Below are 17088 nucleotides of genomic sequence, written 5' to 3'. Positions count from 1 at the left end.
AAAGCAGCCGGCGACTATTCGTCGCGCAGGCTCTGCGTGGGGTTGAGCCGGGCCGCTTGCAGAGCCTGGGTACTAATGGTAAGCCAGGCCACGGTGACGGCCAGCAGGCCTGCGCCCAGAAAGTACCAGGCCTGCAGCGTGATGCGGTATTCAAAGTCATCGAGCCACTGCTTCACCACCAGGTAGCTGAGCGGCAACGCCAGCAGAATGCCCACTCCTACCAGCTTGGTAAGGTCGCGGGAGAGGAGGTAGACAATACTCAGCTCGCTGGCCCCGAGCACCTTGCGGATGCCGATTTCCTTGCGGCGCTTTTCGGCCGTAAAGGCAGTGAGCCCAAACAAGCCCAAACAGGAAATCAGGATGGCTAGGCCGGCAAAGTAGCTGGCCAGCACCCCAACGCGCCGCTCGGCAGCGTACTGGACCTGGTAATCCCCGTCGAGAAAGTGGTAAGTAAGCGTCTGCCCCGGGTTAAACGCGGCGTAGAGCTGCCGGAGCTGGGCTATGGTTTCCTGCTCCCGGCCCGGGGCCAGCCGAACAAGGATGGTAGTAGTCGCCGTGGGCTCCAACCGAAAAATGAGGGGCTTCACTTTCTCGTGCAACGACTGGAAGTGAAAGTCCCTGACGACGCCCACAATCCGCCGCTCGTCCAGCATCTGCCCCACCGGGTTTTGCAGGCCCAGGCTGGCTACCAAGGCCTCGTTCACGATAATCTGAACGCTGTCGGTGCGGAATTGCGGCGAAAAGCTGCGGCCGTCTTTCAACTCAATGCCCAGCGTTTCGAGCAGGTCGAAGCTTACGCCCATGTGGTGAACGAGAATCTTCCGGCCTTGCCACTCTATTGGGATTCCCGCGCCGTCGTTCGTGTCTATAAACGAGCCCAACATGCCGGAGGCGTTTACCACGCCCGGCAGCCGCTTTAGCTCGGCTAGAAAAGCTTCAGGCTGTTGGGCCGCTTTGACTCCCGCTTCGAAGGCGACGACGCCGGTGCGGTCGTACCCCAGGTCTTTGCTTTCGACGAAGGCAAGCTGCCGCTGAATGACCCACACGCAGACGATGAACAGCACGGAGAGCATGAACTGGAAAACCACTAGCCCTTTGCGCGTCCACAGGTCGGCCACCGAACCGGCGAGCTGCCCCTTGAGCACCTCCACCGGCCGCAGCCCCGACAGGTAAATAGCTGGGTAGCTACCCGCCAGCAGCCCCGTAATCAGCGTAATCCCGAGCGCCGAAAAAACCAAGTGCGGCTTGAAGGCCAGCGCCAGTTGCTTGCCGGTGATGTCGTTGAACTGCGGCAACAACAACTCGACTAAAACCAGCGCAATCAATAGCGCAATGATGCTCATGAGCACCGATTCAGCCAGAAAGTGCGCAGCCAGCGAAAAGCGGCCCGCGCCCAGCGTTTTCTTCACCCCGATTTCCTTCAGCCGGCGCGAGGCCTTGGCCGTGGCCAGGTTCATGAAATTGATGCAGGCAATGACCAGAATAAACACCGCAATGGCCGAAAACAGCTTCACGTACTCAATCCGCCCGCCCGACGGCACGCCGTTGCTGTACTCGCCGTGGAGGTAGTTGTCGGCATAGTGCTGCACGAGCAGAGCGCGTTCCTTATTCGTGGTCAGCTTGCGCTGAAGCAGGCCCGACATCTTGGTTCGAAACTGCGCTTCATCGGCGCCCTCGTGCAGCACCACGAAGGTGTTGAAAGGCCCATCCTGGGCCCAGTTGATCGACTCCCCCATTTTCATGATGCCCTTGAAGGCATCGAAGCTGAGCACCACGTCAAACCGGTCGGTAGAATTGGCCGGAATGGGCCCGAACACGCCCGTTACGACGACGGTTTGCTTGAGGTCAGCCAGTTGCCATTCTACCGTTTTGCCCACGGCATTGGCCGCCGTGCCGAACAGGGCCACGGCCATGTCCTGCGAGAGCACAGCGGCGGTGTTGTTGGCCAGCACCTGGCTGGCGTCACCTTGTTGCAGGTTGTAGGAAAAGATGCGAAAGAAGTCTTTGCCGGCAAATTTTGCTTCGGCCCGCACGGTTTTTCCCTTTGCCACCAGCGTGAACCCAGGAAAGAAATTGGGCGGGGTGGCCACGGCCGCGTACTGGATTTCGGGCATCTCCTCGACCAGCGCCTCGGCCAGCAGCGGTGCCGTGCCACTGGTGTTGATGCCCTCGGCCGTGCGCTGGTTTTCCAGCACCTGAAACAGCCGCCCGGTAGTGGCGTGGTACCGGTCGAAGCTCCATTCATCGTACACCCATAAGTAAATGGTAAGTACCCCCGCCAAGCCCACTGACAAGCCCACCAAGTTGATGAAAAAGGTTGTTTTGAACCGCTTGAAGTTCCGGTAAATTAGAAGGAGGGAATGCTGAATCATGGGTTCGGCGAAGTAGGGATGAGTGCCTCAGAAAAAGCCAAGGCACGAGAACTGCGGCGCTACGCCCGGGCGTGCTCCAGCACCACCTGCCCGTCGAGCAGGCGAATCACGCGGTGGGCATAGCGGGCATCGTGCTCGGAGTGGGTGACCATGATGATGGTAGTGCCGGCTTCGTTGAGCTCCGTGAGCAGTTCCATCACCTCGTTGCCGTTGCGGGAATCGAGGTTGCCGGTGGGTTCGTCGGCCAGGATGAGGCGGGGCGAGTTGACCACGGCCCGGGCCACGGCCACGCGCTGCTGCTGCCCGCCCGAAAGCTGCTGCGGGAAGTGGTTACGGCGGTGCATGATCTGCATTTTTTCCAGCACCTGCTCCACGCGCTGCCTCCGCTCGGCGGCGCCCACGCCCAGGTAAATCAGGGGCAATTCCACGTTTTCGTACACGGTAAGCTCCTCAATCAGGTTGAAGCTCTGAAACACGAACCCGATGTGCTCCTTGCGCAGGGTCGCGCGGCGCCGCTCCGGCAGGCGGGCCACCTCCACCCCGGCAAAGGCGAAGGAGCCGCCGTCGGGCTCGTCGAGCAAGCCCAGGATGTTGAGCAGCGTCGACTTGCCGCAGCCCGAGGGCCCCATTATGGCCACAAACTCGCCTTCCCGCACGACCAAAGACACGTCGTTGAGGGCCTTGGTTTGCACCTCCGCGGTGCGGTAAATCTTCTCGAGGTGTTCAATCTGAATCATCGTGGTAGGGAAAGGGTGCGGGGAATGTCGGGGAAAGAAAAAGCAGAAAAAACCCGGCCTGCGGAGTGCCGCCCACTCAGCCCGCTGCCGCGTTGCAGCGCGGCGGCGGGCTCGGGCTCCGTTCACTCACCATTGGTTTGCGGGGCGCGGGCCGCCGGGCTTAGGGCTCCCAAACCCGGCGGCAACCGGCGACACTCCGCGGGTCGGGGTTGGCAGAAATGGCGGCTGGCTTAGTGGGTCGGCGTGGGATGGAGCTGCAGCTCGCCCATCGTGTCGAAGCCTTCGTAGCTGGAAGTAATGACCCGGTCGCCGGGCCGCAGGCCGCTGAGCACTTCGAAGTAGTCGGGGTTCTGGCGGCCCAGGCGAATGTCGGCCCGGTAGGCCCGGGTGCCATCCTCACTGAGCTTGAAAATCCAATTGCCGCCGGTTTTCTGGTTGAAGCCGCCCCGGGGCACGCGCAGGGCCTGGGTCTGGTCGCTCAGGGCCAGGCGCACCGGCAAGGACTGCCCCTGGCGGATAGCCGTGGGCGGGGAGCCGCTAAACTCCAAATCGACTTGCAGGCCCCGGGTTACCTGCGGAAAGATCTTGGTCACGCGCAGCTCGTAGCGCCGCCCATTGAACGTCATTTCCGCCGCCTGGCCGGGAAAAATCCGGGCAATGTAGTACTGGTCGAGCAGGGCGCGCACCTTCAGGCCGGTGAGCATGTCGAGCTGGCCGATGCGCTGCCCACGGGTTTTGAGCTCCCCGATTTCGGCGTTGAGCGAGGTCACGCGCCCGGCCGCCGGGGCCTTGATGGTCAAATCGTCGAGCTTGCGGCGCATCAGGGCCAGGTTGCTTTGCATGCGCCCCACCGACTGCTGCATCTGCCCGATCTGCTGGCCCATCGTCAGCGAATCCTGGCGCAGGGCTTGGCGGGTGAGCTGCTGGCGGCGCTGCTGGTAGCGGTAGTTGTTCTGACTTTGGGTGAACTCCTGGCGCGAAATGACTTTTTGCTCAAACAGCGTCTGGTTGAGCTCGTACTGGCGCTGGGCCTCGCGCAGCTGGTAGTCGATATCGGCCAGCTGGTTGAGCTGCTGGATGCGGTTTTGCTGGAGCAGGTTGCGGGTGTTGTGCAGGTTGTTCATCAAGTCGAAGACGGCCGTTTCGCGGTTCACCATTTCCAGCTGCAAGTCGGTGTTGGCCAGCTGAATAATGGGCTGCCCGGGCGTGAGCGTGGCCCCGTCTTCCACCAGAATGCGCTGCACGGTGCCGCCTTCGGGCGCGTCGAGGTAAATTGTCTTAATGGGCATCACCACGCCCTCGACCGGCACAAACTCCTGAAACGGCCCCCTGGACACGGCGCTGATAGTCAACCGCTCGGGGTCGAGGTTGAGCTTGGCGGGCCCGGCGGCCGACAGCAGGCTGGCCGCGCCCCAGGCGCCCACCAGCACCAGCGCGGCCAGCAGCAGCAGGCGCCGCGGGGTCCAGGTTTTCTTTTGAATGGCTACATCCATGGGTAAAGCAGGGGCTGGAAATGAGGAACCCGCTGCTAACCCAAAGCCAGTAAGAACGATGCCAGCAAATTAACCCACTGATTTACTGCAGATTAATTTTAAAACCCAAAGCACTGGCCCGGAAAGCGTCCGGTTTTGATACAGTCCACTGTCCGCTGCTGATACAGTGGCTAGTTGCCCTACCGGCCACAAGTGGGTTTACGGGCCCGGGAAGCAGGTTTTTAGAAATTAGTATAGTTTATGGTAGGAATTCGGGGCCTTGCTCCGCCGGGGCGGGCTTGCTCCTTTTACCTTTATTGTCCCATGATTCTGAAGAAAGCACGCGTTTTGGTAGTTGACGACGACACGGACGTGTTGTTTGCCGTGCGCCTGCTGCTCAAAACCGAAGTCCAGGAGGTCGTCACCGAGAAGAACCCCGAGTTGCTGCTGTCCTTGCTCAGCCGGCAGCACTTCGACGTGATATTCCTGGATATGAACTACAAAAGCACCCTGGGCAGCGGCAACGAGGGCCTGTACTGGCTGGGGCGCATCCGGGAAAAAGACCCCGGGGCCACCGTCATCATGATTACGGCCCACGGCGAGGTCAGCACGGCCGTCCGCGCCCTCAAGGCCGGGGCCACCGATTTTATCGTGAAGCCCTGGCACAACGCCCAGTTGCTCGAAACCCTAACAGCGGCCCTGGAGCCGCGCCCCACCGGAGGTTCGCGCCCTACCGCCCCGCTCCCCCCCCGCCGGCCGGCTTCCTTCGCCGAGTTTGAGCTGCTGGGGCAGTCGGAAGCCATGCAGGAGGTGTTTTACAAGATTGAGAAAGTGGCGCCCACCGAGGCCAACGTGCTGCTGCTGGGCGAAAACGGCACCGGCAAGGAGCTGGTGGCCCAGGCCCTGCACAAACGCTCCTTCCGGGCCAGCCAGCCCTTCGTCACCGCCGATTTGGCGGCCATGAGTGAAGGAATCTTCGAAAGTGAGCTGTTTGGGCACAAGAAAGGCTCGTTTACCGACGCCCGCGAAGACCGGCAGGGTCGGTTTGCCGCCGCCTCCGGGGGCACCTTGTTTCTGGACGAAGTCGGTAACATCAGCCTAGCCCAGCAGGCCAAGCTGCTCACCGTGCTACAAAACCGCCAGGTAATTCCGCTGGGCTCCAACGTGCTCGTGCCGGTGGATATCCGCCTGATTTCGGCCACCAACGCCCCGCTCTACGAGCTGGCGGCCCGCCAGGAGTTTCGCCAGGACCTTATTTACCGGCTCAACACCGTCGAAATTACCCTGCCCCCGCTGCGGGCCCGGGCCGACGACGTACTGCTACTGGCCCGGCACTTTGCCGGCCTCTACGCGGCCCGCAACCGCAAGCCCGTGCCCGATTTCGAGCCCGCCACGTTGCAGAAGCTTAGGGAGCACCACTGGCCCGGCAACGTACGGGAGTTGCAGCATGCCGTGGAGCGGGCCATTATCCTGGCCGAAACCGACGTGCTCCGGCCCCAGGATTTCCGCTTTGCCACCCCGCCCGCCCCGGTTGCGGCCGGCCCCGCGCCGGAAGGGCCGCTCCACCTGCAGGAAGTCGAGAAAAACACGATTATGCGCGTCATCGAGCGGCACAACGGCAATATTACCAAGGCGGCCAAGGAGCTGGGCCTGACCCGCACGGCCCTGTACCGCCGCCTCGAAAAACATGACCTTTAAGCGCCTCGAAGTTGGAATTGCGGTGCGCCTGCTGGGGCTGCTGGCCGTGCTGGGCGGCCTGAGCTACGCCCTGCCGCGGGGGGCTTACCTGCTCGGGCTGCTGCTGGCGGGCCTGCTGCTGGGGGCCGTGTGGGAGCTGACCCGCTACCTGACTCGCCCCAACCGGGCCCTAGCCGACTACCTGCTGGCCGTGCGCTACCACGACTTCGCCCAGCACTACAACGACGCCCACGCCGACCGGACCCTGCAGCCGCTCTACCGGGCTTTCAATGAGCTCAACGGAGCCTTCCGTCAACTCAGCGCCGAGCGGGAAGCGCAGTTTGCCTACCTGCAAACCGTGCTCCAGCTCATCGACACCGGCATTCTGTCCTTTGATGAGCACGGGCAGGTGGAATGGCTGAACGAGGCCTTTAAGCAAACCCTGGAGCTGCCCTACCTGAAGAACATTCAGGCCCTGCAAAAGCGCCACCCGGTGCTCTACGACGCTATCCGGAGCGTGCAGCCCGGCGAGCCGACCATCGTGCGGCTGAGCGTGGGCGCCAAGCCCCTGCAGCTGCTGCTCTCGGCCACGGGGTTTCGGCTGCAGCAGCGGCAGTTTACGCTGGTGGCATTCAAGAACGTGAGCCACGCCCTGGAAGAAAACGAAACGGCGGCCTGGCAGAAGCTGCTGCGGGTAATGACCCACGAAATTATGAACTCGGTGGCCCCCATTGCCTCCCTGGCCGATACGTTGCGCCGCCACGTGCAGCAGGAGCTGACCACCCAGCCCACTGGCCACGACCTGCTCGACGACGTGGCCGAGGGCATCGGCATTATCCAAAACCGTAGCGAGGGGCTGTTGCGCTTTGCCCAGGTGTACCGCGACCTGAGCACCATCAGCGCCCCACTGCTGACTACGGTGTACGTGCAGGAGCTGTTTGCCAGCATCCGGGGCCTGATGCGCGCCCAGCTCGACGAGGCCGGCATTACGCTGCTCACCACCGTGGAGCCGCCCGACCTGCGCTTCAGTGCCGACTGCCGCCTGCTGGAGCAAGTACTCATCAACCTGGTGCTCAACGCGGCCCATGCCTTGCGCCCGAGCCTGGGCCCGCGCATCGAGCTGCAAGCCCAGGCTACCCCCGACGGCCGGGTGCTGATGCGGGTAGCTGACAATGGCACCGGTATTGCGCCCGAGCTGCTGGACAGCATCTTCATTCCCTTTTTCACGACCCGCAAAGACGGCACGGGCATCGGCCTGAGCCTGGCCAAGCAGATCATGCACCTGCACAAGGGCAGCATCCGGGTGCACTCCGCGGTGGGCGAAGGGGCCGTGTTTCAGCTCGAATTCCCGAAGGCCTAGCGCCGGATGCGCACCGACGACTCCCGGATAATGAGTTTGGGCTCCAGCACGACGGGCTTAAGGGGCGCGGCGGTGGCGGGGCGGTTTAGGAGCTTGAGCAGCAAGCGCACGGCGGTGCGGCCCATTTGCTCACTGCGCTGGTCCACCGACGTCAGCCGGGGCTCGGTCAGCTCGGTGAAGGCCTCGTTGCTGAAGCCAATCAGGGCCACGTCCTGGGGCACGCGCAGCCCTTGCTCCTTAGCCACCTGCATAGCCCCCACGATGGCCAGGTCGTTGGAGGCAAACACGGCATCGGGGCGCTGGGGCAGCCGCAGCAGCTTGCGCATGGCCTGGGTCCCGCTTTTGAGGTTGATGTCGCTGTGGTGCGACACATACTCGCGGCGCAGGGGCAGCCCGTGGGCCTGGAGCGCGTCGAGGTAGCCCTGGTAGCGGTTCTTGTTGATGTTGACGTGCAGCGGGCCGCTGAAAATGCCAATCCGGGTGCAGCCCTGCTCGATGAGGTGAGACACGGCCTGGTAGGCCCCCAGATAGTCGTTGAGCACCACGGCACTCACGTTGGGCCCCTGGAAACCCTCGATAATTCGGTCGAAGAACACGAGCGGCAGGCGCTGATTCTTGACCTCGTCGAAGTGGGTAAAATCCTGGGTAGTGTTAGCCAACGACACCAGAATGCCTTCCACCTGGGCGTTCATAAACAGGTCGATGTTCTTCTTTTCCTGCTGCACGTCTTCGTCCGACTGGCAGATCAGCACGTTGTAGCCCGACTTGCTGGCCTCGGTGGCAATGCCGTGCACGACGTGGGGAAAGAAGTTGCCGGTAATGTGGGGCACCAGCACGCCCAGGGTTTTGCTGTGGCCCCGGCGCAGGGCGGCGGCCAGCTGGTTGGGCCGGTAGTTGAGCTCCTGAGCCGCCTGCCGCACCCGCTCCTTGGTAGCCTCGCTCACGTCGTTGTGGTCGGCCAGGGCCCGGGAAACGGTGGAGGCCGACAGGTTCAGGGCTTTAGCTAAATCAGTAATGGAGGCCCGACGGTTTGCCATGCACTTGAAAAATTGGGTGGACAGTTGCCGGGGCTCAAGATAGAGCCAATTTCACAGCAAAACCCGCGCGTGTATGAAATCTGCCTTATCTTTAGCGCAGTTCCGGGGCGCGGCAGCCCCGAAACTTTTGGCCCCTTTGCCCCGGTTTATCCAGTAATAAGGCGGCCGAATCGTACAGTCCCGGCCCGGGCAGTTCCGGTGGCGAAGCCTGGCTTCGGCTCCGGTAGTGGCCGCGCCGGGGTGCCGCGGCTTACCCTCGCTCTTCCTCATTCCCATTCTCCTTTCGTACCCTAATTTCTCTCCCTCAATGGCAGAATCAACGCTTACCGGCTTGCGCGCCGGCGTGCTCCACGGCGACGAAGTTCAATCCCTGTTTAAGGTAGCCAAGGCCCAGGGCTTTGCCCTGCCCGCCGTCAACGTGACGGGCAGCAACACGGTAAATGCCGTGCTCGAAACGGCCAAGGCGCTCAACTCGCCGGTTATCATCCAGTTTTCGAACGGTGGGGCCCAGTTCTTCGCCGGCAAATCGGTGCCCAACGGCGACCAGCGCGCCAGCATTGCCGGCGCCATTTCGGGCGCCCAGCACGTGCACCTGATGGCCCAGCTCTACGACGTGCCGGTGATTCTGCACACCGACCACGCCGCTAAAAAGCTCCTGCCCTGGATTGACGGCTTGCTCGAAGCCGGCGAAAAGCACTACGCCCAGTACGGCCAGCCCCTCTACAGCTCCCACATGCTGGACCTGTCGGAGGAGCCGATTGAGGAGAACATCGAAATCTGCAAGCGTTACCTGGAGCGCATGGCCAAAATTGGCATGACGCTGGAAATTGAGCTGGGCGTAACCGGCGGCGAGGAAGACGGCGTCGACAACTCCGACGTGGACTCCAGCAAGCTCTACACCCAGCCCGAGGAAGTGGCCTACGCCTACGAGCAGCTGAGCGAGGTGAGCAACCGCTTCACCATCGCCGCCGCTTTCGGCAACGTGCACGGTGTGTACAAACCCGGCAACGTGAAGCTGCAGCCCAAGATCCTGCACAACTCCCAGGAGTTTCTGCGCCAGAAGCACAACATCGAGGAGGCCCTGCCCATCGACTTCGTGTTTCACGGCGGCTCGGGCTCGTCGCAGGAGGAAATCCGCGAGGCCATCAGCTACGGCGCCATCAAGATGAACATCGACACCGACCTGCAGTGGGCCCTGTGGGAAGGTATCAAGGACTATTACGTGCAGAACGAAGCCTTCCTACAGGGCCAGATCGGTAACCCCAGCGGCGCCGACTCGCCCAACAAGAAGTACTACGACCCGCGCGTGTGGCTGCGCAAAGGCGAAGAAACCTTTGTGGCGCGCCTCAAGCAAGCCTTCGAAGACTTGAACGCCGTCAACCGCCGCCCCTAGTTTATTGCCCGGCCCGCGTGGCTACCCCCCTTCTGAAAAAGCCCCCGCAAAACCTTGCGGGGGCTTTTTTTGTAGTAAGCCTATCCAGCCGGAAGGGGTAAGGGCAAAAACAATTCAACTTTTGCCCGGGTAGGGTTATGATTACATAGCCGCAGATTAATAGATTTGCAGGGTTGTGCTTACAGCAACTGGCACTTTTCCGGCCGCTACCCGTTGGTGGCTTTTTATTAACTCACGGCCTTTCCCGCTCCCAGGCTGTCCCGCCGGGTTTTTCCCGCTCAAACTACACCCACCCATGACCAACCGTAAGCAGCATATTGCCCAGGTAGCATTGCAGCTATTCGGCGACAAGGGCTTCGAGCACACGCCCACCCAGCTGATTGCCAAAGAGGCAGGCGTCTCGGAAGCCCTGATCTTCAAGTACTTTGGCTCCAAGGAACAACTCCTGGAGTTTATTATAAAGAACGGCTACAAGCGCATCATCGAGGCCAACCGCGGCTGGCTGGAGGAGCGCGACCCGCTGGGTCTGATTCACAGCGTGATTGAGCTGCCCTATAAGCTGGTCAAGGAAGAGCCGTACTTCTGGAAGCTCCAGTCGCGGCTGACCAACAGCGAAGTGGCCCAGAAGCAGCACGAGCGGTTTTTGCAGCCCGTACCGGCCCTGCTGCACCGCGCCTTCGAGAAGCTGCACTACCAGGAGCCCGACAAGGAAGTAAGCCTGCTGCTGCTGCTCATCGACGCGCTGTGGAAAATTCAGGCCCAGAAAACCGACGAGCAGATTCAGGAGATGCTGAACTTTATCAAGTCCAAGTACCAGGACCAGGCGTAGCGGCGGCCGTTACGCAGCACGACGAGGCCGGGCCAGGAATGGGCCGGCTTTTTTGTGTCCGGCAGAGCGTGTGGCAGCGTAAACCCAGCCTTACATCCGAAGCATATTTTTTTGCCTTATTTATAGTATTACAACGTATATTTTGAAATTGTATCAATTAAATCACTTATTGAACAAGGTTTTTTGCGTGTTTTTTAACCGCGGGGTATTGTGCCCTAAAAGTGGAAATCCAGCCTGTTTCGCGGGTTAAATCCGGCGGGGCAGGTGTGCTTTAAGTGTGTAACCTACTAGCAGAGTCAATTTCAGGCGCCTGCTGAACCCATTTAGCAGCTTGCTTTTAGCCGGATGAAAAGGGTATATTTGGCTACACCACCCCTGTTGCTACCGACCTTTTTTCCTTGCCGCGCAGCTTTGCCTATTGCTCGCGCCGTCGCCTAGCTCTTCCCCTTGTCTTCCCGTCCGGTCTTACTTCTGAGCCCTACTGCTCGGCCGGCTTCCGCACGTCTGTTCTTTCCACTTCCAATCCCACCAACCATGAAAAAAACCTTTACTACGCTGTGGCGTGCCGCAGCCATCCTGGCATTGTGCAACGTTCCGGCCAAAGCCCAAACTTACCAGCAAGTCTGGGCTGATGAATTCAACGGCAGCATCAGTTCGAGCTGGGTGTTCGAAACCGGCGGCGGCGGCTGGGGCAACAACGAAAAACAGTACTACCAGCGCGCCAACGCCACCGTCAACGGCACGGAGCTGATGATTACGGCCCGCAAGGAAAACGTGGGCGGCATGCCCTACACCTCGGCCCGGATGAAAACCCAGGGGCTGAAGCAGTTCACTTTCGGCAAGATTGAGGCCCGCATGAAGCTGCCCCTGGGCCAAGGCTTGTGGCCCGCCTTCTGGATGCTGGGCGCCAATATTGGGTCGGTGGGCTGGCCGGCCTGCGGCGAAATTGACGTTATGGAGCACATCAACGCCGAAAACAAGGTGTACGGCACCGTGCACTGGGACAGCAACGGCCACGCCGAGTACGGCGGCAACATCATTACCTCCCCCGACGCCTACCACGTGTACTCGGTGGAATGGGAGCCGACCTACATCCGTTGGTTTGTGGACGGCGTGAAGTACCACGAAATCAACATTACGGGCGGCACGGGCAGCACCGAGGAATTTCAGCGGCCCTTCTTTCTGCTGCTGAACCTGGCCGTGGCCGGCAACTGGCCCGGGCAAACCGTGGACGAAAGCAAGCTGCCCGCCACCATGTTTGTGGACTACGTGCGGGTGTACCAGAAAACCAGCACGCCCCCGCCGACCACCACCTCGCTCACTATTCAGGCCGAAAGCTACAGCTCCATGAACGGCGTGCAGCTGGAAACGACCTCCGACACGGGTGGCGGCCAGGATGTGGGCTGGATTGACGCCGGCGACTGGATGGCCTACAGCAGCATCAACTTCCCGACTTCGGGCACTTACACCCTGGAGTACCGCGTGGCCAGCCCCAGCGGCGGCACCTTGTCGTCGGACCTGAACGCCGGCTCTATTCAGCTCGGCAACGTGGCCATTCCGGCTACCGGTGGCTGGCAAAACTGGACCACCGTGTCGAAGACGGTGAATGTGAATGCCGGCACCTACAACTTCGGCGTCTTTGCCCAGACCGGCGGCTGGAATATTAACTGGATCCGGATTACCAAGTCGGGCACGGCGCGAATGGCGGCGGAAACGGCTGTAGCAACGGTAGCCCCGGCCGAGTTTGACCTCTACCCCAACCCGGCCACCTCGCAGCTCACGATTCGGGCGGAGCGAGACCTGAGCGGCAGCCAGTACCAGATTGTGGACGACCGGGGCAAAGTAGTAGCCAGCGGTACGGCCCACACCAACCGCCTCGACGTGGCGGGCCTCAAAAACGGGCTCTACACGCTGGTCCTCGTTACCAAGGACCACCAGAAGCTGACCCGCCGCTTCAGCAAATAACCGCTTTTTACGGCTTTCGGCAGGCTGCCCGCGGGGGCAGCCTGCTCAGCTGTTACCCGTTGCTTTCCGCTTTTCTCTTTCCTGCTCTCCTTCTGTTTCCCCTTCCACATCACCATGAAAAAAACTACTCTTTACGGGCTAAGCGCGTTGCTGCTCGGCGGCGCGCTCAGCACTCAGGCCCAGGAGCGGGCCACTCAGCCGGCTTACTCTTTGGGCTCCAGCCAGGAGCTGGTACGGCAGCTCGAAGTCCAGGCGGCAACAGCCGAGGCCCGGCGGGCCGTGCCCACAGTCCAGCTGCGCGTATCGGCCAGTCAGGCCTTCGTGGGCAAAGTAAACTACCGGGAAGACCTGGCTGCCAGCGGCGAATACGTGGTGGGCGAAATCCAGAACGTACCGGGCTCCTCATTTCTGCTGCGCATTGAAGGCGGCAGCGTCAAGGGCAACATCATTTTCCGCCAGAGCCGCCAGGCTTACAGCTACTCGGCCGACGCCCGCGGCAACGTGCTGGTGCAGCCCGCCGACATCAACAAGCTTATCTGCATCGACTACAATCAGCCCGTCGGCTACCGGAACCCAGCGCCCCAGACGGATAATACGGCCAGCAAAATCGCCGTTATTTCCCTGCAAAGCCTGCCCGGCGCCCGGGGCTGCGTCATGCTCGATTTCGACGGGCAATACGTGTCGGGTACGCCCTGGAACAACGGCAACCCAATTAACGCCGCGCCCTCGGGCATGACCGACGCGGCCATTCAGGAGTTCTGGGAGCTGGTCAGTGAGGATTACCGGCCCTTCAGCATGAACGTGACTACCGACGAGGCCGTGTTCAACTCCTACCCCAAAACCATGCGCATGCGCTGCATTATCACGCCGACCAACACGGCGGCGCCCGGCGCGGGCGGGGTGGCCTACCTCACCTCCTTCAACTGGAACGACGACACGCCCTGCTGGGTGTTTATGACCTCGCCCAAAGCCGGCGGCGAAGCGGCTTCGCACGAAGTGGGCCACACCCTGGGCCTGAGCCACGACGGCCGCCTCAACCCCAAGGAAGAGTACTACGACGCCCGCAGCTCGGCCGGCAACTGGGCCCCGATTATGGGTGCGGGCTACTACAAGCCCGTCACGCACTGGAGCCGCGGGGAGTACGCTTCGGCCAGCCAGACGCAGGACGACCTGGCCATCATGAGCGGTGCCACGTACAACGTGGGCTACCGCAACGACGACCACAGCAACAGCATCAGCGGGGCCACGAACCTGGCCCGCAACGGCAACAGCGTTTCGGGCGCGGGCATTATCGAGCGGACCAGTGACCAGGACTACTTTGCCTTCAGCACCAGTGGCGGCACCGTGAGTTTGAACCTGAGCACCGTGAGCCGGCACGGCGACCTGGACATCGTAGGGCGGCTCTTTACAAGTACCGGTGCCCAGATTGGCACCTTCGATACGCAAGGCAGCTTGAGCACCACGCTCAGCGCCAACCTGGGCGCGGGCACCTACTACCTGCAGATTGACGGGACCAGCTACGGCAACCCTACCACCGACGGCTACTCCGACTACGCCTCCCTGGGCACGTTCAGCATTTCAGGCACGGTGCCAGCTCCCGTATCGAGCGGCGTGGCTACTGTGTACAAGGACTGCAACTACACCGGCACGGCCGTGGCCCTGCCCGCCGGCGACTACACCCTCGCGGCCCTGCAAAGCCGCGGTATCCTGAACGACGACATTTCCTCGCTCACCGTGAACGGGGGCTACCAGGTGGTGCTCTACGAAAATGACAACTTCAGCGGCGCGGCCCTGACGCTCACGGCCAGCAACAGCTGCTTGGTGAATAACCCGCTGAGCACCGGCAACTGGAACGACAAGGCCACTTCCCTGCGGGTGCAGCCGGCCGCGTCCAGCTTCAGCGTGACTTTGCAAGCTGAAGCGGCCAGCGTGAACAACGGTATGACGGCCGAAACCACGACTGATGTGGACGGGGGCCAGAACATGGGCTACGTGGATGCCGGCGACTACCTGGTCTGGAACGGCATCAACGTCCCCACTACCGGCTCTTACCTCATCGAGTACCGCGTGGCCAGCCCCAGCGGCGGCACGATTTCGTCGGACCTCAACGCCGGCGCCCTTCAGTTCGGCAACTCGGCCATTCCGGCCACCGGCGGCTGGCAAACCTGGACCACCGTGTTGAAAACCGTGACTATCAATGCCGGCACCTACAATTTCGGTATCTATGCCCAGACCGGCGGCTGGAACCTCAACTGGGTCCGCATCACCAAGACCGGAGCAGCCCGCCTGGCTGGTTCCGAAACGGCCAGTGTAGCTCAGGCCGCGCCCACGCTGGAAATTTACCCCAACCCGGTAACCGACCAGCTTCGGATTCGCGCGGATCAGAGCTTGGTCGGCAGTGAATACCAGATTCTGGACGCCTGGGGCAAGGTAGTAGCCAGTGGCTCGGCCGCGGCCGGGCAGCTGAACGTGGCCGCCCTGCAACCCGGCATGTACACGCTACGGCTCGTCATCGAGGGTAAAGTGCAGCCCACTAAGCGCTTTGTGAAATAACCCCGGCGGCCGGGGCCGCTCAGTATTGAGTTGCCCCGGCCGCCTTTATTTTCTTCGAAATTATGGTACGTAGCCGCAGAATACCGGAAAAATTCGTCCGCGCTGGTTTTGGGGCGCTAGTGCTGCTGCTGGGTTTTGCCGGCGCTGCCCAGGCCCAAACCAAAAGTCCGAAGCGGGGCCTGGCTTACGGCTACCATTCGGCCGCCGACATGCAGGTGCTGGCCCCGGGCGTGAGCTGGTGGTATAACTGGTACTCGCGGCCCGACGCCGATGCGGCGGCCGTGTACCCGGGCCTGGGCGTGGACTACGTGCCCATGCAGTGGGGCCGCGACCTGGACGGCAGCCCCGTTACCGCCGACCGGCTAGCAGCTAATATTCCGGCCGGAGCCAAGTACCTGCTGGGGTTCAACGAGCCCAACTTTCGGTATCAGGCCAACCTGACGCCCACCCAGGCGGCGGCGCTGTGGCCGGTGCTGCAGGAAGTAGCCCGGCGCAAAAACCTCAAGCTCGTGTCGCCGGCCGTGAACTACTGCGGCGACTGTGTTGCGGAAAACGGCACTACCTACTACTCGCCCACGCAGTACCTGGACGCCTTTTTTGCCGCCTGCCCCACCTGTCAGGTCGACTACATTGCGGTGCACACCTACGTGTGTGAGGAACGCTGGCTGCGCGACAAGATTGCCGAGCTCAAGAAGTATAACAAGCCCATCTGGCTGACCGAGTTTGCCTGCGGCGACATGCCCGCCACCCAGATTTCGCTGGCCGTGCAGCAGAAATACCTGCTGGACGCGGTAAACTACCTGGAGAAAGAGCCGGCCATTTTCCGCTATGCCTGGTTTTCGGGCCGCAACAACGAGATTCCCAACATCAACCTGCTCGGTGCCTCCGGCCAGCTGACGCCCCTGGGCCAGCAGTACGTGAGCCTGCCCGTGGGCTGGGAACCGGGCCGGCTTACGCCGGTAGCCACCCGGGCTTCCTCCCAGGAAAGCAACGCTACCGGAGCGGCCAACGCTACCGATACCAACATCAATACCCGCTGGGCCAGTGCTTTTGCCGACCCGCAGTACCTGCAGCTCGACTTTGGCAGCACCCAAAACTTCACCCGCGTGCAGCTGAGCTGGGAGGCCGCCTTTGCCCCGGATTACCAGCTCCAAACTTCCCCAGACGGCCTCACCTGGACCACGATTCGAACCGTAGTCAACGGCGACGGGGGCGTCGACAACCTGACTGGGCTCAGCGGTCGGGGCCGCTACCTGCGCCTGCTGGGCACCCGGCGCGCCACCGCTTACGGCTACTCGCTCTACGAAATCGAGGTATTCGGCAGTGCCGCCAGTGCCTTGAAGACGGCCGCGGTGGCCACCACCGGCCCGGCCGAAACCCTGCAGCTTTACCCCAACCCCGCCGAAACCGCGCTGCACGTGGCCGTCGGCGACGGAACCGGCCTGCGGCACCTGACCATCACCAACGCCCTGGGCCGCACTGTGCTTACCCGCTCGGGCCCTGATGCTGAGCTCAACATTGTCACCTTGCCGGCCGGCCTGTACGTCGTGCGGGCCACCACTACCGATGGGCGGCAGCTCACCCAACGGTTTGTGAAGCGCTAAACCTAGCCACTTGGCTCTTCTGCCCGCTACCCCACTCTCTGCCGACGCCCGGCGGCCCGCCGACCTGTCCCTTTTTCCACTCCAAAACC

At 61.9% G+C, this 17088-nt stretch carries 11 protein-coding genes; 7 read left to right on the top strand and 4 right to left on the bottom strand.

Annotated features, from left to right (window positions below; all coding sequences use genetic code 11):
* Positions 1 to 14: 14 nt before the first annotated feature.
* The 3 genes from CLV45_RS16300 to CLV45_RS16290 all read right to left on the bottom strand — a co-directional run bounded on the left by CLV45_RS16300 (position 15) and on the right by CLV45_RS16290 (position 4602).
* Entirely contained in the window at positions 15 to 2372 is a 2358-nt protein-coding gene (locus CLV45_RS16300) for an ABC transporter permease (protein WP_100337519.1), read from the bottom strand.
* A 59-nt stretch (positions 2373 to 2431) separates the two neighbouring features.
* Entirely contained in the window at positions 2432 to 3109 is a 678-nt protein-coding gene (locus tag CLV45_RS16295; RefSeq protein ID WP_100337518.1) for an ABC transporter ATP-binding protein, read from the bottom strand.
* Positions 3110 to 3339: 230 nt separating this feature from the next.
* On the bottom strand, positions 3340 to 4602 hold the full coding sequence (locus CLV45_RS16290; RefSeq protein ID WP_100337517.1) for an efflux RND transporter periplasmic adaptor subunit: 1263 nt from the start codon (positions 4600 to 4602) through the stop codon (positions 3340 to 3342).
* Between the two features lie 303 nt (positions 4603 to 4905).
* Between CLV45_RS16290 and CLV45_RS16285 the strand changes: the two genes are divergently transcribed.
* Positions 4906 to 6279 (top strand): sigma-54-dependent transcriptional regulator, encoded by a 1374-nt coding sequence (locus CLV45_RS16285; protein ID WP_100337516.1) that lies wholly within the window; start codon positions 4906 to 4908, stop codon positions 6277 to 6279.
* Positions 6269 to 7618: a sensor histidine kinase gene (locus CLV45_RS16280; RefSeq protein ID WP_100337515.1), complete on the top strand. Its 1350-nt coding sequence runs from the start codon at positions 6269 to 6271 to the stop codon at positions 7616 to 7618. Before CLV45_RS16285 ends, CLV45_RS16280 begins: the two co-directional genes overlap by 11 nt.
* Here CLV45_RS16280 and CLV45_RS16275 read toward each other — a convergent pair.
* Entirely contained in the window at positions 7615 to 8655 is a 1041-nt protein-coding gene (locus CLV45_RS16275) for a LacI family DNA-binding transcriptional regulator (RefSeq protein ID WP_100337514.1), read from the bottom strand. The genes CLV45_RS16280 and CLV45_RS16275 overlap by 4 nt on opposite strands.
* Before the next feature lie 307 nt (positions 8656 to 8962).
* Between CLV45_RS16275 and fbaA the strand changes: the two genes are divergently transcribed.
* The 5 genes from fbaA to CLV45_RS16250 all read left to right on the top strand — a co-directional run bounded on the left by fbaA (position 8963) and on the right by CLV45_RS16250 (position 16999).
* The gene (gene fbaA / locus CLV45_RS16270) at positions 8963 to 10048 is read left to right on the top strand and encodes a class II fructose-bisphosphate aldolase (RefSeq protein WP_100337513.1); all 1086 of its coding nucleotides are present in this window, start codon (positions 8963 to 8965) and stop codon (positions 10046 to 10048) included.
* Positions 10049 to 10343: 295 nt separating this feature from the next.
* Positions 10344 to 10877 (top strand): TetR/AcrR family transcriptional regulator, encoded by a 534-nt coding sequence (locus tag CLV45_RS16265; protein WP_100337512.1) that lies wholly within the window; start codon positions 10344 to 10346, stop codon positions 10875 to 10877.
* A 534-nt stretch (positions 10878 to 11411) separates the two neighbouring features.
* Positions 11412 to 12842 (top strand): carbohydrate-binding protein, encoded by a 1431-nt coding sequence (locus CLV45_RS16260; protein WP_100337511.1) that lies wholly within the window; start codon positions 11412 to 11414, stop codon positions 12840 to 12842.
* Between the two features lie 114 nt (positions 12843 to 12956).
* Complete coding sequence (locus CLV45_RS16255; RefSeq protein ID WP_100337510.1) at positions 12957 to 15395, top strand: carbohydrate-binding protein; 2439 nt, start codon at positions 12957 to 12959, stop codon at positions 15393 to 15395.
* 62 nt (positions 15396 to 15457) lie between these two features.
* Positions 15458 to 16999 (top strand): glycosyl hydrolase, encoded by a 1542-nt coding sequence (locus tag CLV45_RS16250; protein ID WP_100337509.1) that lies wholly within the window; start codon positions 15458 to 15460, stop codon positions 16997 to 16999.
* The last annotated feature ends 89 nt before the right edge of the window (positions 17000 to 17088 follow it).

Origin of the sequence: Hymenobacter chitinivorans DSM 11115, assembly GCF_002797555.1 — a bacterium.
In the GTDB taxonomy this organism is placed as follows: Bacteria; Bacteroidota; Bacteroidia; order Cytophagales; family Hymenobacteraceae; genus Hymenobacter; species Hymenobacter chitinivorans.
This window is presented reverse-complemented; position numbering and strand designations above follow the sequence as displayed.